At 74.2% G+C, this 19,883-nt stretch carries 15 protein-coding genes; 5 read left to right on the top strand and 10 right to left on the bottom strand.

The window, feature by feature from the left end; all coding sequences use genetic code 11:
* The first annotated feature begins 44 nt into the window (after positions 1–44).
* The 4 genes from B9W62_RS07445 (at position 45) to B9W62_RS07460 (ending at position 4,466) form a co-directional block, all read left to right on the top strand.
* Positions 45–938 carry a beta-keto acid cleavage family enzyme gene (locus tag B9W62_RS07445; RefSeq protein WP_087806360.1) on the top strand — a complete coding sequence of 298 codons (894 nt, stop codon included), beginning with the start codon at positions 45–47 and terminating at the stop codon, positions 936–938.
* Positions 939–966: 28 nt separating this feature from the next.
* Positions 967–2,043, top strand: coding sequence for a 3-hydroxyacyl-CoA dehydrogenase NAD-binding domain-containing protein (locus tag B9W62_RS07450; protein WP_256976223.1), 1,077 nt, complete (start codon positions 967–969; stop codon positions 2,041–2,043).
* On the top strand, positions 2,040–2,519 hold the full coding sequence (locus B9W62_RS07455) for a thioesterase family protein (protein WP_087806363.1): 480 nt from the start codon (positions 2,040–2,042) through the stop codon (positions 2,517–2,519). The genes B9W62_RS07450 and B9W62_RS07455 overlap by 4 nt, the downstream gene beginning before the upstream one ends.
* A 120-nt stretch (positions 2,520–2,639) precedes the next feature.
* A complete protein-coding gene (locus tag B9W62_RS07460) occupies positions 2,640–4,466 on the top strand; it encodes a glycoside hydrolase family 3 protein (protein ID WP_087806365.1) in 1,827 nt (608 codons plus the stop codon).
* A gap of 40 nt (positions 4,467–4,506) precedes the next feature.
* Here the strand turns inward: B9W62_RS07460 and B9W62_RS07465 are convergent, their stop codons facing one another.
* Positions 4,507–6,342: an ABC transporter ATP-binding protein gene (locus tag B9W62_RS07465; protein WP_087806367.1), complete on the bottom strand. Its 1,836-nt coding sequence runs from the start codon at positions 6,340–6,342 to the stop codon at positions 4,507–4,509.
* Positions 6,343–6,512: 170 nt separating this feature from the next.
* Here B9W62_RS07465 and B9W62_RS07470 point away from each other — a divergent pair, with 170 nt between their 5' ends.
* Positions 6,513–7,226 (top strand): GntR family transcriptional regulator, encoded by a 714-nt coding sequence (locus B9W62_RS07470; RefSeq protein WP_087806369.1) that lies wholly within the window; start codon positions 6,513–6,515, stop codon positions 7,224–7,226.
* Here B9W62_RS07470 and B9W62_RS07475 read toward each other — a convergent pair.
* The 9 genes from B9W62_RS07475 to B9W62_RS07515 form a co-directional block, all read right to left on the bottom strand.
* Positions 7,202–8,203 (bottom strand): proline racemase family protein, encoded by a 1,002-nt coding sequence (locus B9W62_RS07475; protein ID WP_087806371.1) that lies wholly within the window; start codon positions 8,201–8,203, stop codon positions 7,202–7,204. The genes B9W62_RS07470 and B9W62_RS07475 overlap by 25 nt on opposite strands.
* Before the next feature lie 2 nt (positions 8,204–8,205).
* The gene (locus tag B9W62_RS07480; protein WP_087806373.1) at positions 8,206–9,102 is read right to left on the bottom strand and encodes a dihydrodipicolinate synthase family protein; all 897 of its coding nucleotides are present in this window, start codon (positions 9,100–9,102) and stop codon (positions 8,206–8,208) included.
* Positions 9,099–10,598 (bottom strand): FAD/NAD(P)-dependent oxidoreductase, encoded by a 1,500-nt coding sequence (locus B9W62_RS07485; RefSeq protein WP_256976224.1) that lies wholly within the window; start codon positions 10,596–10,598, stop codon positions 9,099–9,101. The genes B9W62_RS07480 and B9W62_RS07485 overlap by 4 nt, the downstream gene beginning before the upstream one ends.
* Positions 10,591–10,845, bottom strand: a complete 255-nt coding sequence (locus tag B9W62_RS07490; protein ID WP_087806375.1) for a (2Fe-2S)-binding protein — start codon at positions 10,843–10,845, stop codon at positions 10,591–10,593. The genes B9W62_RS07485 and B9W62_RS07490 overlap by 8 nt, the downstream gene beginning before the upstream one ends.
* On the bottom strand, positions 10,842–12,008 hold the full coding sequence (locus B9W62_RS07495) for an NAD(P)/FAD-dependent oxidoreductase (RefSeq protein ID WP_087806377.1): 1,167 nt from the start codon (positions 12,006–12,008) through the stop codon (positions 10,842–10,844). Before B9W62_RS07495 ends, B9W62_RS07490 begins: the two co-directional genes overlap by 4 nt.
* A gap of 122 nt (positions 12,009–12,130) precedes the next feature.
* Entirely contained in the window at positions 12,131–14,326 is a 2,196-nt protein-coding gene (locus B9W62_RS40635; protein WP_256976225.1) for an SWIM zinc finger family protein, read from the bottom strand.
* Positions 14,327–14,955: 629 nt separating this feature from the next.
* Positions 14,956–17,931: a DEAD/DEAH box helicase gene (locus tag B9W62_RS07505; RefSeq protein ID WP_087806379.1), complete on the bottom strand. Its 2,976-nt coding sequence runs from the start codon at positions 17,929–17,931 to the stop codon at positions 14,956–14,958.
* Positions 17,932–18,056: 125 nt separating this feature from the next.
* Positions 18,057–18,638: a sugar kinase gene (locus tag B9W62_RS07510; RefSeq protein WP_107424196.1), complete on the bottom strand. Its 582-nt coding sequence runs from the start codon at positions 18,636–18,638 to the stop codon at positions 18,057–18,059.
* A complete protein-coding gene (locus tag B9W62_RS07515) occupies positions 18,635–19,783 on the bottom strand; it encodes an ROK family glucokinase (RefSeq protein ID WP_087806381.1) in 1,149 nt (382 codons plus the stop codon). Before B9W62_RS07515 ends, B9W62_RS07510 begins: the two co-directional genes overlap by 4 nt.
* Between the last annotated feature and the right edge of the window lie 100 nt (positions 19,784–19,883).

Below are 19,883 nucleotides of genomic sequence, written 5' to 3' on the forward strand. Positions count from 1 at the left end.
TCCGGAGCGGCAGGATGCCCGGCAAGCCTTCGGGAGGCTCCCGCATGCCCATGAACGAGAACGTCATCATCACCTGCGCGCTCACCGGCGCCGGCGACACCGTCCGCAAGAGTCCGCACGTCCCCGTCACGCCGGAGCAGATAGCCCGGAACGCCGTGGAGGCCGCCGCCGCCGGAGCGGCCGTCGTCCACATCCACGTGCGCGACCCGGAGACCGGTGATCCGTCCCGCGATCCGAAGCTGTACCGGGAGGTCGTCGAGCGCGTCAAGGAGACCGGCACCGACGTCGTCATCAACCTCACCGCCGGCATGGGCGGCGACCTGGTCATCGACCCGGACGACCCGCTCACCCACCTCCCCGGCACCGACCTCGTCGGCGGTCTGGAACGCCTGCCGCACGTCGAGGACCTGCTGCCCGACATCTGCACGCTGGACTGCGGTTCGCTCAACTTCGGCGACGGCTCGAACCTCTACGTCTCCACGCCCGACATGCTGCGCGCGGGCGCGCGGCGCATCCAGGAGCTGGGTGTGCGGCCCGAGCTGGAGATCTTCGACACGGGTCAGCTCTGGTTCGCCAAGCAACTGCTCGCGGAGGGCCTGCTCGACGACCCGACCGTGTTCCAGCTGTGCATGGGCATCCCGTGGGGCGCGCCCGCGGACCCCGGGGTGCTCCAGTCGATGGTCAACATGCTGCCGGAGGGCGCGCGTTGGGCGAGCTTCGCGCTCGGCCGGATGCAGATGCCGTGGGTGGCGCAGTCGATCCTGCTCGGCGGCCACGTCCGGGTGGGCCTGGAGGACAACCTGTATCTCGGCAAGGGCAACAAGGCGACCAACGCCCAGCTCGTCGAGCGGGCCGTGACCCTGACCGAGTCGATCGGCGCACGCGTCGCGACCCCCGACGAGGCCCGCGCCACCCTCGGCCTCAAGCCGCGCAAGTAGCCCCCCGCGACGACGAAGGATCCCTTTCATGAACACACCCGAGCCGACCTCCCCCGAGCCGTCCACCCTCGATCCTGCGTTCCCCGAGCCGACCTCCCTCGATCCTGCGTCCCCCGGTCCGGCCTCCCTCGCTCCGGCCTCCCCCGGTCCGGTCGCGCCCGAGAACGTCCGGCGTGTCGCCTGCGTCGGTGCCGGAGTCATCGGCGGCGGCTGGGTCGCCCACTTCCTGGCCCGCGGCTACGACGTGACCGCCTGGGACCCGGCCCCCGACGCCGGGCGGAAGCTGCGCCGCTTGGTCGACTCGGCGTGGCCGACGCTCACCTCGCTCGGCCTCGCCGAGGGCGCGTCGACCGACCGGCTCACCGTCACCGACACTCTCGAACAGGCCGTCGCGGACGCCGAGTTCGTCCAGGAGAGCGCGCCCGAGAAGCTCGACCTCAAGCGTGATCTGCTGGCCCGTCTGGACGCGGCGACACCTCCCGGCGTCGTCATCGCCTCGTCCACCTCCGGCTATCCGATGACCGACATGCAGACGACGGCCGCGGACCCGTCCCGCCTGGTCGTCGGCCATCCGTTCAACCCGCCCTACCTCATACCGCTCGTCGAGGTCGTCGGCGGCGAACGCACCGACGCGGCCGCGGTCGCCTGGGCCTCCCGCTTCTACGAGATCGCGGGCAAGTCCGTCATCACGATGGACGGCGAGGTACCCGGCTTCATCGCCAACCGCCTCCAGGAGGCCCTGTGGCGCGAGGCGCTGCACATGGTCGCGAGCGGCGAGGCGACGGTCCGGGACATCGACCGGTCGATCACCGAGGGCCCCGGGCTGCGCTGGGCGGTTATGGGGCCGATGCTGACCTTCGCGCTGGCCGGCGGCGAGGGCGGTATGGCGCACATGCTGGACCACTTCGGACCGTCCCTGAAGTCGCCGTGGACGCGCCTCGAAGCGCCGGAACTGGACAAGGCGCTGTACGACGCCGTGGTGGCGGGCTGCGACGAGGCGGCGGACGGCCGTTCCCTCGCGGACCTGGTGGCCGAACGCGACCGGGGTGTCGTCGACGTGCTGCGCGCGACGGGCCGCCTGGACCGCGGGGAGGGCTCCCGATGACGGCGCTTCCCCTGTTCCGCAGCGCGGTCCGTCCGGAGTGGATCGACTACAACGGTCATATGAGTGAGGCCTTCTACGTCCTCGTCTTCGGCCACGCCACGGACGCGCTGATGCACGGGACGGGTCTGGGCTCCGGTTACCGCGAGTCCACCGGCTGCTCCCTCTACACGGTGGAGTCCCACGTCCGCTTCCTGCGGGAAGTGCCCGTGGACTCCCATCTGGCCGTCCGCACCCGGGTGCTGGGCGCCGCGGCACGCAAGGTGCGCTTCGCGCACGAGATGTACGTGGTGTCCGCGCCGGCCTCGGAGCCGGCGCCCGACGCGGTCCCGGTGGCGACGACGGAGCTGCTCGGGGTCCACGTCGACCGGGGGACGGGCCGCGCCGCCGGTTTCCCGGACGCGGTACGGCGCCGCCTCACGGAGCTGACCGAGGCGGCCCCGGACTGGGCGGGCCGCTCGATCCCTGCCGTGGCCTAGACCTATTTTGTCTAGACCTCTTGCCCGCCCGTGACGCGCAGGCTACGTTTCCCGCTGTTCGGAGTCCTTCAAGTTTCCTTCAACTCCCTTGACGAGCAAGGCTGGAAGGAGCATGTCCGCATGCAGGACCGGAGTCTGTCCAGACGGACCGTTCTCGCCTCCGCGACCGTGGTCGCCGCGAGCACGGCGGGCGCCGTGGGGGTGGCGGCCACCCCCGCGGCGGCGCACGGGCGCGACCACCGCCTCAAGAAGATCATCTCCAGGATGAGCGTCGAGGCGAAGATCGGCCAGCTGTTCGTCCCGTACTTCTACGGCACGTCGGCGACTTCTCCCAGCCAGTTCGACCAGGAGCGCAATCTCCGGGAGCTCGGCGTCCGCACCGTGGCCGAGCTGATCGCGAAGTACCACATCGGCGGTGTCATCTACTTCTCCGGCTGGACGAACAACATCCAGGACCCCCGCCAGATCGCGGACCTGTCGGACGGTGTGCAGCGGGCGTCGCTGGCGCTGCCCACCCCCGTCCCGTCCCTGATCTCCATCGACCAGGAGCACGGGGTCAACGTCCGCATCGGCAGCGGCGCCACCCAGCTGCCGGGCGCGATGGCGCTGGGCGCGGGCCGCTCGCTGTCCGACGCGCGCACCGCCGGACTGATCTCGGGCACCGAACTCGCCGCCCTGGGCATCCGGCAGAACTTCGCCCCCGTCGCCGACGTCAACGTCAATCCGGCCAACCCCATCATCAACGTCCGTTCCTTCGGCGCCGACGCCCGCGAGGTCGGTCGCATGGTGGCGGCCCAGGTGACGGGCTACCAGCGGGCCGGCGTGGTGGCCTGCGCCAAGCACTTCCCGGGCCACGGGGACACCGGACAGGACAGCCACACCGGACTGCCGGTGATCACCCATACCCGCGAGGAGTGGGAGCGCGTCGACGCCCCGCCCTTCAGGGCCGCGATCGCCGCCGGCGTCGACTCGATCATGACCGCGCACCTCCAGGTCCCCGCGCTCGACCCGAGCAACGACCCGGCCACCCTGTCGCCCGCGATCCTCCAGGGCGTGCTGCGCGACGAACTCGGCTTCGACGGCGTCATCGTCACCGACGCCCTCAACATGCAGGGAGTGCGTACCAAGTACGGCGACGACCGCGTGCCCGTCCTCGCCCTCAAGGCCGGTGCCGACCAGCTTCTCTTCCCGCCGGACATCGGCGTCGCCTACCACGGCGTCCTGGCCGCCGTGCGCGGCGGCGAGATCACCGAGGACCGGCTCGACGAGTCGGTCCTGCGCATCCTGCGCCTCAAGGACAAGGTCGGCCTGCTCGGCGACAGCCCCTACACCTCCCGGCGGGAGGTCGACCGGGTCGTCGGCGCCCGCGTGCACCGGCTCGCCGCCGACCGGATCGCCGAGCGCACCACGACCCTGCTGGTCAACGAGGACGAGACGCTCCCGCTGCGCCGCGGGCGGCGCAAGCTGCTGGTGACCGGCGCCAGCCCGGCCTTCCCGACCGACGACACCCGCACCACGGTGCCCGAGCTGGCCCGGGCGTTCGAGGAGCTGGGCCACCGCACCACCCACCTCGCCACCGGACGGGAGCCCGACGCCGCGAAGATCGACGAGGCCGTGGCCGCCGCACGGGGCCGGGACGCGGTGGTCGTCACCACCGACAACGTCGGCCCCACCAGTGCCCAGCGCACCCTGGTGTCCCGGCTGGTCGCGACGGGCGTCCCCGTCGTCCACCTCGCGGTGCGCAACCCCTACGACATCGCCCACCTCGGCGACGTCCCGGCCTCACTGGCCTCCTACTGCTGGACCGAGGTCGAACTGCGCGCCGCCGCAAGGGTGATCGCGGGCCGGGTCGATCCGCGCGGACGACTGCCCGTGCCCGTCCAGCGGGCCGACGACCCGGCCCGGGTCCTCTTCCCGTCCGGGCACGGCCTGTCGTACGACGACTGACGCGGCCGCCCGCTCCGTCACGTCCGTGACCGCGGGCCCGTCAGGCGACCGGGCGTTCCAGGGCCGCCTCCGACTCGGTCCCGGTGTTCTCGCCGAGGAAGCCGCCGGACTGGTGCTGCCAGAGTCTGGCGTAGGCACCGTCCGTCGCGAGCAGTTCCTGGTGGCTGCCCTGCTCGACGACGCGCCCGCGGTCGAGGACGACGAGCCGGTCCATGCCGGCGACGGTGCTCAGCCGGTGGGCGACCACCAGGGCCGTGCGGCCGTCCATCAACCGCCACAGGGCGTCCTGGACGAGGAGTTCGCTCTCCGAGTCCAGCGCGCTGGTCGCCTCATCGAGCAGCAGTACCGGGGCGTCGCGCAGGAGGGCCCTGGCGAGGGCGACGCGCTGGCGCTGCCCGCCGGACAGCTTCACCCCTCTCTCCCCGACCAGCGTGCCGAAGCCGTCGGGGAGTTGACCGGCGAACTCCGTGACGTGCGCGGCCTCGGCGGCCGCGTGGATCTCCTCGTCGGTGGCGCCCGGCCGGGCGAAGGCGATGTTGTCCCGCAGGCTGCGGTGGAACATGGCGGGTTCCTGCGGGACGTAGGCGATCAGCGAGCGCAGGTCCGACTGGCGCAGCCGGCTGATGTCCTGACCGCCGATCAGGATGCGTCCGCGGTCGAGGCCGGACATCCGCAGCAGGAGCCGGGTGAGCGTGGTCTTGCCGCCGCCCGACCTGCCGACCAGGCCGATCCGGGCGCCCGCGGGCACGTCGAGGTCGAGTCCCTGGAAGATCGGCTTCGCACCGGTGTGGGCGAAGGTCACCGCCTCGAAGCGGATGCCGGTGTCCCGCGGTGCGAGGGGTTCGGGCGCGTCGGCGTCGAGCACCGTGGGCGGGTCCAGCAGCAGCTCCGTGAACTGGGCCGCTTCGGTCATCGAGCTTTCCAGCCGCCGGTAGATCTGGTTGAACTCGAACATGATCTGGGTGGCGTTGGAGTAGTAGGTGAAGGCGACGACGACCTCCTCCACTCCCTGACCGGGACCGCCGAAGGCGAGGGCGACCAGCAGGCCCAGCACGTTGGTCAGTACGGACATGGGCGCGATCAGGGTGTCGACGCGCAGGTTGCCGTAGTCCCAGGACTTCAGGGTCAGGCGCCGGGAGTCCGCGACCCGGCTGCGGTGTTCGCCGGCCTCGCGCCGTTCGGCCGCGAAGGCCCGGATGGTCTCCATGTTCATGAGGCTGTCGGCGACATGGCCGGAGACCCGGGCGATCGCGGCCTCCCGTTCGTTGACGAGCCGTTGCCTGCGCCGGATCAGCGGCGTCGCGGCCGCCACCGTCAGCGCGATCATCACGAACAGGCCGACGACGAGCATCGGTTCGTAGCTCCACAGCACCACGGCACCGAAGACCAGGGGCACGAGACTGCCCACGATCCGGTACGTCACGGTGTCGACGAAGTCCTCGAAGCGCTTGCCGTAGCTGAGGACCCGCTTGGTGAGGGAGCCGGCGAAGTTGTCGTGGAAGAACGCGGCGTCCTTGGCGAGGAGTTCGTCCATGCCGCTCACGTACAGGTGCTCCATGCCGAGGGCGTCCACCCGGTTCAGGCAGTGCTGCCCGATCCGCCACAGGGCCTCGGCGAGCAGCAGCGTCACACCGAAGCCCAGCACGTACGGCAGAGCCGGGCCGAGGGCGAGACCGTCACCCTCGGCGGCCTGCCCGGCCAACTTGGCGATCAGCAGGGGGGCGACGTAGCGGATGCCGATGTTGCCCACGGCCGGCAGCAGCAGCGCGGGCAGGGCCAGTCGTCGCAGTCGCAGCAGTTCCCGGCCGTAGTGGCGCAGCGCCAGGACGACCGCGCTCCTGCCCGGCGCCGGCCCTCGCGTGTCTGTTGTCCCCATCACACTCCCGGAGGTTCGGAAGCGGGAAGTCTCCCGTCGGACAGGGGTCACGGTCCAGGCAATTACCGCGCACCGTCGATAACCGGACATCGTGGAGTCAACCCGGACGGCCTACGCAACGTGACATTGTATAGTGAGGGATCGTTGGCTGGACGGACGCAGGAGCACGGATGCCGCACCTCTCTTCACAGGCGATCTCCGTCCAGACCCATCTGCGCGATCAGGTCGCCGACGCGCTGCGGGCCGCCCTCATCGCCGGCGACCTGCGACCGGGTGTCGTCTACTCCGCCCCCACCCTCGCCGCGGAACTGGGCGTCTCCGCCACTCCGGTGCGCGAGGCCATGCTGGACCTGGCCCGGGAGGGGCTGGTCGAGGCGGTGCGCAACAAGGGTTTCCGGATCACCGAGATGACCGAGCGGGACCTCGACGAGTTCACCGAGATCCGGACCCTGATCGAGGTTCCCACCGTGGGACGCGTCACCGCGACGGCGACCGCCGGGCAGTTGGAGGCGCTGCGCCCGCTGGCGGAGCAGATCGTCACCGCGGCCCGGGAGCACGACGTCCTCAAGTACCTCGAGGCCGATCACCGGTTCCATCTCGAACTGCTGGCGCTGGCCGGCAACCACCACCTCGTGGCGGTGGTGGCCGACCTGCGCAAGCGTTCACGCCTGTTCGGTCTGGGCTCCCTGAACGAGACCGGGCGGCTGGTCGCGTCCGCGCAGGAGCACGTCGAGCTGCTGGACCTGATGGTGGCCGGCCGGACCCGCGAGGCCGAGGAGTGCATGCGCCGCCATCTCACCCACGTCCGCACGCTGTGGGCGGACGGCGCGGCGGACACCGGCGACGCACCCGGGGCGGCTCAGAGCGTGAAACCCGCCGGGTAGGGGTCGGAGGGGTCGAGCAGGTACTGCGCGGTGCCGGTGATCCAGGCGCGGCCGGTGACGGACGGCAGGACGGCCGGGCGGTCGCCCACCGTCGTCTCCCCCAGGACCCGGCCGACGAACCGGGAGCCGATGAAGGACTCGTTGACGAAGTCCCGCCCCGCCGGGAGCAGACCGCGGGCGTGCAGCTGCGCCATCCGCGCGCTGGTGCCGGTGCCGCAGGGCGACCTGTCGAACCATCCCGGATGGATCGCCATGGCGTGCCGTGAGTGCTCGGCGGTCGATCCGGGAGCCTCGAGGTAGACGTGGTGGCACACGTCGATCTCCGGATTCTCCGGGTGGGACACCGGGTTCTGCTTGTTGACCGCGTCCATGACGGCCAGCCCGGCGTCGAGCAGCCGCTGCTTGTGCGCCCGCTCGAAGGGGATGCCGAGGTCGTCGGTGCGGACGAAGGCGTAGAAGTTGCCGCCGTAGGCGATGTCGTAGCGCACTTCCCCGTACCCGGGGACGTCGACGACCTGGTCGAGTGCGTGGCTGTACGAGGCGACGTTCTCCAGGGTCACCGACTCCGCGTGGCCCTCGCGCACCCGCACCCGGGCCGTGACCAGTCCCGCCGGGGTGTCGAGCCGTACCAGGGTCTCCGGCTCGGTCACCTCGACCATGCCGGTCTCGACGAGGACCGTCGCGACCCCGATGGTGCCGTGCCCGCACATCGGCAGGCAGCCGGAGACCTCGATGAACAGGACGCCGTAGTCGGCGTCGGGCCGGGTGGGCGGCTGGAGGATGGCCCCGGACATCGAGGCGTGGCCGCGCGGTTCGCACATGAGCAGGGTGCGCAGGTGGTCGCGTTCGGCGACGAACCGCTGCCGCTTCTCGAACATCGTCGCGCCGGGCAGGACGCCCACCCCGCCCGTGATCACGCGGGTGGGCATGCCCTCGGTGTGCGAGTCGACGGCGTGGTAGCAGACCGTCGAGCGCATCGTCAGTTCACCCCCGCGTCGATCAGGGCCTGGGTGGCGGCGCGCACGACGGCCTCCGTCTCGGGAGCCAGCGGCTGTCGCGGCGGGCGGCAGACACCACCGCGGCGGCCGGTCATCTCCTGGCCGAGCTTGATGGCCTGGACGAACTCCGTCTTGCTGTCCCAGCGCAGCACCGGGTGCAGTTGGCGGTAGAGCGGCAGCGCCGTCTCCAGATCGCCCCGGACGGACGCCTCGTACAGCGCGAGACAGGCCCGGGGGAAGACCTGCGGGTACCCGGCGACCCAGCCCTTGGCGCCGGCGAGGGCGACCTCGAGGACGGTGTCGTCGGTGCCGATCATGAGGTCGAGGCCGGGGGCCAGCTCGGAGATCTCGTAGCAGCGCCGGACGTCGCCGGAGAACTCCTTGACCCCGACGACGAACCCCTCGGCGTGGAGCTTCGCCAGCAGGTCGGGGCGCAGGTCCACCTTGGTGTCGATGGGGTTGTTGTACGCGGTGACGGGCAGGCCCACCGACGCCACCCGCTCGAAGTGTTCGAGCACCGCGCGGTCGTCGGCGCGGTAGGCGTTGGGCGGCAGGCACATGACGGCCTGGCAGCCCGCGTCCTTGGCGAACCTGGCGTGCCGCTCGGCCTCCCGGCCGCCGTACGCGCCGACGCCCGGCATCACGGTGAACCCCTCGGGTGCGTTCGCGACGGCGGTCTCGACGACGCGGTCGCGCTCCTCGTACGTGAGGGTCTGGTACTCGCCCAGCGACCCGTTCGGTGCGACGCCGTGCATCCCCTGCTCGGCGAGGTGGGCGACGCTCTCGCCGTAGGCCGCGAAGTCGACCGAGAGGTCGTCGTGGAACGGCAGGCCGGTCGCGACGATGACGCCGTGCCAGGGCTTGCGGGTCTCGCTCATGAACACTCCTTGTCGGTCACACCGTTGGCCGTCGACGCCTGCGGTGTCGGCAGTGCCTGCGGTACTTGAGGTGTCGGCGGTACTTCGTCGAGGTCGGCGAGCGCCCCGAGGGTGACGGGCGTCGCGACGAGCCGTTCCGCGGGCTCGTAGGCCCGCCGCCGTGCCGTGAGGCAGTGCACGGCGGGCCCGCACATCCGGCCCTGGCACCAGCCCATCCCGGCCCGGGTCAGCTGCTTGACCTGCCGGTGGTCGTGTGCGCCGTCGGCGTGGGCGCTGCGGACCGTCCCGGCGGTCACCTCCTCACAGCGGCACACGACCGTCTCGTCGGTCAGCCACGAGGACCAGGCGGGAGGAAGCGGATGGGCCAGGGCCATGGCCCGGGCGAAGGCACGCTGTCGCTCCACCGCCGAACGCAGGGCGGTCAGGTGCTTGTTCGCCGGTACGCGAGTGGCGCGCGAGTCGGCGAGGACGGACGCCGCGGCCAGCCGGCCCTCGTTCACGGCGAGCGCCGCCCCGCCCACTCCACACGTCTCGCCCGCGGTGTAGAGGCCGGGGACGGTGGTGCGCTGGCCCTCGTCGACCGCGACCGCCGCGTTGCCGTCGGCCGCCTCGGTGAGGGCGCAGCCGAGGGGGACGAGCAGGTCGAGCTGGGGCGCGAAACCCCAGCCGACGCCGACGGCGTCGACCTCGACGCGTCGTCCCGTGCCCGGCCGCGGGCTGCCGTCCGGCGCCAGCGAGGCGATCCGTACCGCGGTCACGCGTGCGCCGCCCTCCGCGGCGACGATCGCCGTGCGCGGGCGCAGGGGGACGCGGTGGCGTACGAGTGCGGCGGCGTACCCGGCGCCCTCGGCCCACTTGCCGGGGTTGCGCAGCAGCGGGCCGGGGTGTCGCAGCCACGCCCGCGGGTGGGCCGCCTCGCACACCTCGACGACCTCGACGCCGCGCGCCGCGAGACCGGCGGCGACCGGCAGCAGGAACGGGCCGGTGCCGCCCAGCGCCACGCGGCTTCCGGCCGCCACTGAGCCGCCCTTGAGCAGCGCCTGTAGTCCGCCGACGGTCAGCACCCCGGGAAGGTCCCAGCCCGGGAAGGGCAGTGGGCGGTCGTAGGCGCCGGTGGCGACCAGGAGTCTCGGCGCCCGCAGGACGACGGCGGTCTCCCGCGGTGCCTCGTGGCGGTCGACGGCGTGGACGGCGAACCCGTCGCCGTCACGGACGGCGGACCACACATGGTGTTCCAGGCGCAGGTCGAGCCGGCCCGACGTCCGGTGTGCGGCCAGCGCCTTGCACAGGGCGCGGTAGCGGTCCAGTCCGTGGTGCAGGTCGTCGGTCGGTACGGCCGCTCGGGCGTGCTCGGGCGGGTGGCGCCAGTACTGACCGCCGAGGGCGGTTCCCGAGTCCAGCAGTACGACGCGCAGTCCACCGGCCAGCGCGGTGGCGGCGGCGGCCAGGCCGGCCGGGCCCGCGCCGACGACGATCAGGTCCGCGGGGTCAGTCATCGTCGCCCTCCCCGGTCGTGACGGTCATACCCGGCCGGGCCGGCACCAGGCAGGCGCGCTGCCCGGGGGCTCCGTCGACGGTGACGAGGCAGTCGAAGCAGACGCCGATGCCGCAGAAGACGCCACGCGGGCGGTGCCCGACGCGGGTGGTGCGCCAGGCGAGGCGGCCCGTGGCCACGAGGGCCGCGGCGACGGTCTGTCCCTCGACGAACGGCAGGGGCCGGCCGTCGACGATCATCTCGGTCACTGGGGCACACCTCCGGGGGTGAGGAAACGGTCCGGGAGAAGGCCGCTGTGGGCGGCCGGGTCGGCACCGCGCCAGGGCCGGCCGAGCAGGTGGGCGGTGACGAGCGCGCCCGTTCCGGGGGCCAGTCCGACGCCCGCTCCCTCGTGCCCGCACGCGTGGACGACGCCCGGCACGCGCGGGTCGGGGCCCACCACCGGCAGGTGGTCCGGGCAGTACGGCCGGAACCCGCGGTAGGCGCGCATCAGATGGACCCCGCGCAGGAAGGGGAAGAGCCGGCACGCCTGGGCCGCGAGCCTGGCGACCACGGCGGTGTTCATCGTGGTGTCGAAGCCGACGCGTTCCCGGCTGGCGCCGATGAGGACGGTACCGCCGCGGGTGCCCTCCACGACGCACGAAGTCTCCAGTCCGGCGTCGGAGGAGGCGACGTTGGCCACGTAGTCGGCGGAGTAGACCTTGTGCCGGACCATCGGCGGCAGCGGTTCGGTCACCAGGACGAAGCCGCGGCGCGGCAGCACCTCGACGGGAGCGCCGAGCCGTCGGCCGACCTCACCGCCCCAGGTCCCGGCGGCGTTGACGACGGCGTCGGCGGGCAGCACGTCACCTGCGGCCGTCCGGACACCGGTGACGCGGCCGTCCCGGCCGGTCACCGCCCCGGCCACCTCGCCCTGGTGGAAGCGCGCGCCGCGCCGCAGGGCGGCTCGCAGCAGCGCGGCCGCCGCCAGCACCGGCTGCACCTGTGCGTCCTGCGGGTAGTGGACACCGCCGGGGATGTCGGGTGCGAGGTGGGGTTCGAGGTCCCGCACCCGGTCGACCCGCTCGACGCGGACGCCGGCCGCCTCCTGCCGGGCGGCGAACTCCCGGAGCGTCGCGAGGTTCTCGGCGCCGCTCGCGACGACCAGGCCGCCCTTGGGCTCGAGTTCGAGGGTGTCGGGGCCCAGCTCCTGGCCGGCCTCGTCCCACAGGGTGCGGCTCAGGCGGGCCAGGGCCAGTTCGGGGCCGGGTTCCTTGTCGGAGAGGAGGACGTTGCCCTCTCCGCGGCTCGTCGTCCCGGCGCCGACGGGGCCGCGGTCGGTGACCGTGACGTCCAGGCCCGCCGAGGCGGCGTGGAAGGCGCAGGCGGCTCCGACGACTCCCGCGCCCACGACGACGACTTTCCGGGTCAACGGCTCCTCCTCGCGCACGCATCCCACTGTGCAATGTCACATGCCATGGGTGAGGCTATACATCCGGCAGGCGTAAGACAACGCCCACGTCGCCGACTTCGCGCCCGGGCGGTCGGGGAGGGTCAGAGGTCGACTCGGGTGCCGAGGCCGGTCAGGGCGCCGACCGGGTCGAGGTCGGGTGTGCCGCGCGGCCACCAGTCCTCGCGGCCGGGCTCCGACTCGTACGCGTACCAGAGCCCCGCGCGGCCGAGTCTGAGCTGGACATGGCCCCGGGGGTGGGTGAGGCGGTTGCGCCAGGGGCGGAAGGCGGGGAGATCGGCGGCGAGCAGCAGGGGGCGGGCGCGGTCGAACCGGCCGGCCGGCGGGTCCCAGGGCTCCTCCAGGACGTCGAGGCCCTCGGGTCCGCCCTGCCGCCAGGCGGCGACGGCCCGCGCCAGCTCCGCCGTGTCGCGCCCGGCGGCCGAGGCGAGGGACGCGTAGAGCGCGCGGGTGCCCGCGGTGAGCCCGGAGCCGGGGCGCGCCGCGGCGAGCCGGACGGCGTCCTGCCACAGCGTCAGTCCGCCGACCGGGTCCCGTCCGGTGGTGAGCAGGGCGTGCGCGCGGGCGGCCGCGTCGGTGGCCAACTGGTCCAGCGCGAACGGGTCGGGGCCGCCCGGTGCGCCCGGGTAGGCAGGCGGCTGCTCGGGGTGCGGGGGCGCGGGCAGCGGCGGCGGGAGGGGCGGCAGGGCGCGCGGGGTCAGGGCCGCACCGGCCCGGACGCCGGGCAGGGGCGCCGGTCCGCGGTCCTGGGCCGCACGGGCCGCGCGGGCCGCGTTCCGCCGGGACAGGGCGTCGAGCAGCGCGCGCTCGCCCCGGCCGCGCAGCAGGAGCAGGACGAAGGGGTCGGCGTCGAGCAGACGTGCCGTCTGGTAGCAGAGGGCGGCGGCGTGCTTGCAGGGGTGACCGGAGTCGGGGCAGCTGCACTGCGGGGTGAGGTCGCCGGGGCCGGGGAGCAGCGGGACGCCGCGGTCGGCCAAATCGGCCAGGGAGTGCGGCAGTTCCTTGTCGAGCAGGGCGGCGATGTGCCCGGGCCGTTCGACGGCGGCGTCCAGGAACCGGTCCCAGTCGGCGTCGCCGAGCGTCCGCAGCCGCACCTGGACGCGGTACGGCCGGGCGCGGCTGCCCTGCACGTAGCCGAGGACCAGCCCCGGCGTCACGGTGATGGCGTCGACGTGTCCCCGCTCCGCGTAGCCGCGCCCGCGCTCCAGCCGGGCGGCGTCCAGGGCGCCTTCCTCCAGCGCCGTCACCCACGCGTTTCCCCACCAGGTCCCGGCGAAGCCCTCGTCTGCGGCCTCCCGGGGCGGCAACGCGGCAAAGGTGCGGCGGAGGTCGCCGTCGCGGTCCGGGGCAGCCATCGAACGAGGTGCGCGGGGCTGCGCGGCCGACACGGAGCCGTCCCGGCCGCGCGCCGCCGCCGGCTGCTGCTGCTGCTGCGAACGCCGCGACCACTCGGCGACGGACCCCGCCCCTTCCGAACGCGACGCGTGCCCGGCCCGTGCGGGGGCGAGGGCGCCCCCGGTGGTACGACCGTCGTCGGCGGATCCGCCGACATGACCGCCGTCGGCGGCGAATCCGGCACTGCGTTCGGCACCGGTGGCTCCGGCACTGTGGTCGGCGCCGGGCGACGGCTCCGGCGCCGGGTGGGCGGCCGCCGGGCCCTCCGAGGCACTGCTTCCGGTGGCGGAGCCCTCGGTGGCGGAACCCTCGGCCGACTCCCGGGCAGGCGGGGCCTCCTCGGCCGGGTCCTCCTCCGGGGGCAGCCGGAAGGCGCCCGCGAAGGAACCCCGTACGGCACGGTCGCCCCCGGGCGACGAACCCGACCCCCGGCGCGCGACCTCCCGCACCTCGGCGACCGGCCCACCGGCCGACTCCCCAGCGGGCAGGGCCTCCTCGGCCGGGTCCTCCTCCGGGGGCAGCCGGAAGGCGCCCGCCGCAAAGCCCCGTACCGCACGAGCCGCGGCACGGTCGCCCCCGGGCGACGAACCCGACCCCCGGCGCGCGACCTCCCGCACCTCGGCGACCGGCCCACCGGCCGACTCCCCAGCGGGCAGGGCCTCCTCGGCCGGGTCCTCCTCCGGGGGCAGCCGGAAGGCGCCCGCGGCGAAGTCGCGTACGGCACGGGCGCGGGCGTCGGCGGTGGCCGGGCCGCGCGCTGGCCGCTGACCACCGGCCGGGCGGGACGAACGCCGCGCGGGTGCCGCGCTGTTGGCGGACCCGCCTTCGGACGCCGCGTCCGCCTTCGCCTGCCGACGCGCCGCCCGCAACGCCTCGCGCGCCACGTCCGCCGGACGGGCGGACCGCGCGCCGACTGAGCCGGGGGACGACGGCCCGTCGGGAACACCTCGACCGCCCGAACCGTCCAAGCCGTCCGAACCGTCCGAGCTGTCCGGTTCGGTCGTGTCGTCGGTCCCGGCGGTCTTCTCGCCGGGAACTGTCGGCTCCCCGCCGGGCTGAGGGTCCTCCGAGCCCGTCGGGTCGGCTCGGTCTGGCGAGGCGACCGGGGCGACCGGTTCCGCCGGGACTCCGCGATCTCCCAGGGCCGCCGAACCGGCCGGGAGTGGACCCGGTGGCGGCGTGTCGGAGGCGTTGGCGGCGTCGGGCTCGCCGGGGGCGTCGTGTGGCGTGTCAGGGACGTCTGCGGGGTCGTCCGCCCCCGTATGCCGTGCGGTGCGCGCGCTACGCAGTGCGGCGCGGGCCATGTCCCCGGGGCGTGACGGGGTGGGGTCCCCCGGCGTCTGCTCCGAGACCCCCTCCCGCCCCGCGGCCGGATCCGCGGCCGGGGCCGGCGACGACGGCGACGACGACCGGGGCGGTGACGGCGCCCCGCGGTCGCCGTCACCGCTCGTCGGCTCGCCTCGCCCCCGTGCCTCCCGCAGGGCGCGGCGGGCCTCGTCGGCGGGCCGGGGGGTCACGACGGCCTCCGCAGGGACACGAGGTCGGACAGCTCACGGGCCGTCAGTTCGGTGAGGGCCGACTCCCCGGAGCCGAGGATCGCGTCGGCCAGGGCCCGCTTGGACTGGAGCATCTCGGCGATGCGGTCCTCGACCGTGCCCTCGGTGATGAGCCGGTGGACCTGGACCGGCTGCGTCTGTCCGATCCGGTACGCCCGGTCGGTGGCCTGCTCCTCCACCGCAGGGTTCCACCAGCGGTCGAAGTGCACGACGTGACCGGCACGGGTGAGGTTGAGGCCGGTGCCGGCGGCCTTCAGGGACAGGACGAGGACGGGGGTCGCGCCGCTCTGGAAGCGGTCCACCATCCGCTCGCGCTCCGGCACCGGCGTGCCCCCGTGCAGCAGGTCGACCGGGACCGCCCGGGCGGTCAGGTGCGCGGTGATGAGGCGGGCCATGCCGACGTACTGCGTGAAGACCAGCGCCGAGCCGTCCTCCGCGAGCACCGTGTCCAACAGCTCGTCCAGCAGCGCCAGTTTGCCCGAGCGGGCGGTCATCCGTTCGGCGCCGCCCGGCGGGTGCTCCTCCTTCAGGAACAGCGCGGGATGGTCGCAGATCTGCTTCAGCGAGGTCAGCAGCTTGAGCACGAGCCCGCGGCGGCCCATGCCCTCGGCCTCCTCGATGGCGAGCATCGACTCGCGCACCACCGCCTCGTACAGCGCGGCCTGCTCGCGGGTGAGCGGGACCGGGTGGTCCGTCTCGGTCTTCGGCGGCAGCTCCGGGACGATGCCCGGGTCGGACTTCCTGCGGCGCAGCAGGAAGGGGCGGATCAGCCGGGCGAGGCGCTCCACCGCCTGGTCGTCCTCGCCGTTCTCCACCGCGCGCGCGTGCCGGGCGCGGAAGGATTTCAGGGGGCCGAGCAGTCCGGGCGTGGTCCAGTCGAGCAGGGCCCACAGCTCGGAGAGGTTGTTCTCCACGGGGGTGCCGGTCAGGGCCACCCGCGCCGGGGACGGGATGGTGCGCAGGGCCTTCGCCGTCGCCGAGTACGGGTTCTTGACGTGCTGCGCCTCGTCCGCGACGACCATGCCCCAGGGCTGCTCGGCCAGGGTCGTGGCGGCGGACCGCATGGTGCCGTAGGTGGTGAGGACGAAGCCGCCGCTCAGGTCGTCGAGGGTGCGGTCGGCTCCGTGGAAGCGGCGGACCGGGACGCCGGGCGCGAACCGCTCGATCTCCCGCTGCCAGTTGCCCAGCAGGGAGGCCGGGCAGACCACCAGGGTCGGTTCGGTGCGGGCCCGTTTCAGGTGCAGGGCGATGACGGTGACGGTCTTGCCGAGGCCCATGTCGTCGGCGAGGCAGCCGCCAAGGCCGAGCGAGGTCATGAGGTGGAGCCAGGCGAGGCCGCGCAGCTGGTAGTCGCGCAGGGTGGCGTGCAGGCCGGGCGGCGGTTCGGCGGGGCGCACGCCTGCCGTCAGCCGGTCGCGCAGGGCGGCCAGCGCGCCGACGGGCACCACGTCGACCGTCTCGCCGTCGGCCTCCGCGCTGCCGGTGAGGGCGACGGACAGGGCGTCGACCGGGTCGAGCAGGCCCAGCTCGCGCTTGCGGGCCCGGCGGACGAGCGCCGGGTCGACCAGCACCCAGCGGTCCCGGAGCCGGACGACGGGACGGTGGGCCTCCGCGAGGGTGTCCATCTCGGCCTCGGTGAGCGGGTCGCCGCCGATCGCGAGCTGCCAGCGGAACTGGAGGAGGTCCTCGCTCTCGAAGAACCCCGTGCCGTCGGTCGCCGAACCGGGCGCCGTCCTGATCACCGCGGTCGCCGTGAGGTCCTGGGCCAGGTCCCGCGGCCAGTGCACGGCGACCCCGGCGGCGGCGAGCCGCCCGGCCGCCACCCCGAGCAGGTCGGTGACCTCCTCCTCGGACAGGGCGAGCACGTCGGGCACGTCCTGCTCGGTGAGCCGGTCCAGCGGCGGCCAGACCCGGGCCGCGCGCCGTACCGCCAGGGCGGTGTCCACGCGCGCGCGGGCCCCGAACGCCGCGTCGGCCGTCCCCGACCACAGGTCCGCCGCGTCGGCGACGAGGGTGGGGTCGGCGAGGCTGTGCACCTGGACGACGGCCGCTCCGGCGTTGCGCACGCCCCCCGCACCGCCTCCCCCGTCTCCTGGACGGCCGGCCTCCTCCCGGTCGAACAGGTCGTACGCCGACAGGTCCAAGCGGAGCGAGATCCGCACGCCCGCGTCCATGCCGGCGGCGACCTCCGCGGCCCAGTCGTGGGCGTCGGGCAGGCGCTGGGCCCCGCGTGCGGCGAACGGCCGGCCCGTGGCATGGGGGGCGGCGGGGGTGCGGGGCAGGGTGTCGGCGACCGCGTCCAGGAACGCGCGGACCAGTGCTTCCGGCTCCGGCAGCCGGATCGGTCCGGGGCCGTCGAGCGGGACCGCGTGGCCTTCCGGGGGCAGGGCGGCCGCCACGGCCCGCAGGTGTGCGATGTCGTCGGGGTCGAGCGGTCCGGCCCGCCAGGCGTCGTGCCCGGTCGCGGTCAGGCCGGGCAGCAGCCGGCCGCGCGCGGTGAGCCGCAGGGCGTGCAGGGCCGCCGCGCCCCAGCAGGCGGTGGCCGGGTGGGCGGCCGGATCGTGCCGGGCCCGCACCAGCAGCGGCAGCGCCTCGGCGAGCGGCAGCGACAGGGCGGGCGCGGTCCCGCGCCGCACCCCGGCGCCGTGCCGCCGCACCACGGTCAGCTCCGTCGGCCCGCCGGACCGGTCGCCGTCCGCCTCCCCGGTGCCGGCTCCCCCCGTGTCCTCGGCCGCCGCTGCGGCTCCGGGCGAGCCGTCCGTGGGCCCGTCGCCGAGGAGGGCGGTGTCGACCGGCCCGCCGTCGGCGTCCCAGAAGGCGATCCGCCCCTCGCGCGGGAGCGGCGCGGGCAGGAAGACGGCCGCGAGCCGGACGGGGACGGACGCCGTCGGCGCCCCGGCCCGCCCTGCCTCCGTAACGGCCACGTCGGCCATACGTCCTGTCACCTCCCGCCCGTCTGCCCGATCAGATGTCTTCGACTTTACGGGCGGGGTCTGACAATCGGCTCCGGCGGCCTGCCGCCGGGCCCCGGGCCGCCGGGCCCCCGGGCCGCCGGACGCTACGGAACGGTGTGCGAGACGACGTAGACCATCGGGTAGTCCGGATTTTCCATGTTCACGACGACGTCCTGGGTCGGCGCCGGGTCCTCCTGCTCGTTGACGACGCCCCACCAGGAGCCGGACCCGCCGAACTGCCAGCCGGTGACCCGCTGGGCCCGGTCGCTGATCGCGATCCGGTCCTTCTTCAGCGCGTCCCGGTCGACGCCGAGGCCCGCCAGGAAGACGTCGAGGCCGGCATCGGTGGTCTCGAACTGGACGTAGAGCCGGCTGGTCCGCCAGTTGTTCGTCTCGTAGTACGCGACCTCTTCGGACGGGACCGGGACGGGCACCTCGTAGATGCGGCGCTGCAACTTTGAGGGCCAGCCCTGGGTCATGCCGGTCGCCGCGTACTTCGCCTCCTTGTCCCTGCCGCTGTCGCGGCTCTGGCTCGCGGAGATCGCGAGGTAGCCGGCCGGGACGCCGATGAGCAGCACGATGGTGATCAAGGTGAGCGCGCGCCGCCGGATCATGTGCCGACGGCCCTCCGCCGCCGGGCCGGTCGGCTCCGGGGGGCCGGGCTGGTGGGGCAGGGATTCCGTCACAGCGACTCCCGGGACGTACGGCGGGCCTCGGCGTACCGCTCGTAGCGCTCGTACCGCTCCACGCGGCGCCGCTTGGCCCGGCGGAACCGGCGGGCGACCAGCCGGGCCAGGTCGGCGGCGCCCACCATACCGGCCTCGGGGCCGAGCTGGGCGCGGACGATGCGGGCCTCGGGTCGGTAGCCGCGGCCGGTGAGCTGGCGCTTGAAGGCGTCGCGCGCGGGGCCGATCAGGAGGTCGTCGGCGGCGCTGACCCCACCGCCGATGACGAAGCAGGACGGGTCGAGGGCCGCGGCGAGGTTCGCGATGCCGACGCCGAGCCACTGCCCGATGTCCTGGAGCAGCTCGACGCACATGGCGTCGCCCTCGCGGGCCAGCTCGGTGATCATCGGGCCGCTGATGTCGCCGATGCTGCCCTTGACGTGCTCGATGATCCCGTACGCCACCGGCGAGTCGGCGGCGGCCAGCTCGCGGGCCTCCCGGACCAGGGCGTTCCCCGAGCTGTACTGCTCCCAGCAGCCGCGGTTGCCGCACGGGCAGCGGTGGCCGCCGGGGACGACCTGCATGTGGCCGAACTCCCCGGCGACGCCGTACTTGCCGCGCTTGACCTGGCCGTCCTCCAGGATCGCGCCGCCGATGCCGGTGCCGAGCGTGATCATGACGAGGTGGTCCTCACCGCGGCCCGCGCCGAAGCGCCACTCGGCCCAGGCGGCGGTGTTGGCGTCGTTGTCCACCAGGACGGGGACCGCGAGCCGGCCGGCGATGCGGTCGCGCAGCGGTTCGTTGCGCCAGGACAGATGGGGGGCGAACAGCACGCGGTTGCGGTCGGCGTCGACCCAGCCGGCCGCGCCGATGCCCACGGCGTGCACGTCGTGCCGGTCGGAGAGGTCCAGGACCAGCTCGACGATCGTGTCCTCGACGACCTTGGGGCTCTTGGACTTGTCCGGGGTCTCCGTGCGGAGCTTCTCCAGGATGTTGCCGTCGGCGTCGACGACGCCCGCCATGACCTTCGTGCCGCCGATGTCGATACCGACCGTGGGCACGCGGGGCGCCGTCAGGTGCGAGCGGCGTTCCCTGGTGCCCACGGTGCGCAGGACCGGGGCGCGGCGGGAGCCGATGGGGGCGGTGAAGTCGCGGTAGGTGCTCATCGGGTGCGATTGTGCCGCACGGCTGTGCCGGGTGCCGAATGGGCGGGGGGTGCGTGGAACGGTTCGTCGCCGGGTGCGGGTGCGTCGTGGCTGGTCGCGC

It is taken from the genome of Streptomyces sp. CS113 (genome assembly GCF_002188365.1).
In the GTDB taxonomy this organism is placed as follows: Bacteria; Actinomycetota; Actinomycetes; order Streptomycetales; family Streptomycetaceae; genus Streptomyces; species Streptomyces tendae.

Coding starts and splice junctions, on each gene's coding strand:
- B9W62_RS07470 (WP_087806369.1), top strand. CDS start 6,513: ATGCCGCACCTCTCTTCACAGGCGATCTCCGTCCAGACCCATCTGCGC.
- B9W62_RS07475 (WP_087806371.1), bottom strand. CDS start 8,203: ATGCGCTCGACGGTCTGCTACCACGCCGTCGACTCGCACACCGAGGGC.
- B9W62_RS07465 (WP_087806367.1), bottom strand. CDS start 6,342: ATGGGGACAACAGACACGCGAGGGCCGGCGCCGGGCAGGAGCGCGGTC.
- B9W62_RS07460 (WP_087806365.1), top strand. CDS start 2,640: ATGCAGGACCGGAGTCTGTCCAGACGGACCGTTCTCGCCTCCGCGACC.
- B9W62_RS07515 (WP_087806381.1), bottom strand. CDS start 19,783: ATGAGCACCTACCGCGACTTCACCGCCCCCATCGGCTCCCGCCGCGCC.
- B9W62_RS07455 (WP_087806363.1), top strand. CDS start 2,040: ATGACGGCGCTTCCCCTGTTCCGCAGCGCGGTCCGTCCGGAGTGGATC.
- B9W62_RS07480 (WP_087806373.1), bottom strand. CDS start 9,102: ATGAGCGAGACCCGCAAGCCCTGGCACGGCGTCATCGTCGCGACCGGC.
- B9W62_RS07445 (WP_087806360.1), top strand. CDS start 45: ATGCCCATGAACGAGAACGTCATCATCACCTGCGCGCTCACCGGCGCC.
- B9W62_RS07505 (WP_087806379.1), bottom strand. CDS start 17,931: ATGGCCGACGTGGCCGTTACGGAGGCAGGGCGGGCCGGGGCGCCGACG.
- B9W62_RS07450 (WP_256976223.1), top strand. CDS start 967: ATGAACACACCCGAGCCGACCTCCCCCGAGCCGTCCACCCTCGATCCT.
- B9W62_RS07485 (WP_256976224.1), bottom strand. CDS start 10,598: ATGACTGACCCCGCGGACCTGATCGTCGTCGGCGCGGGCCCGGCCGGC.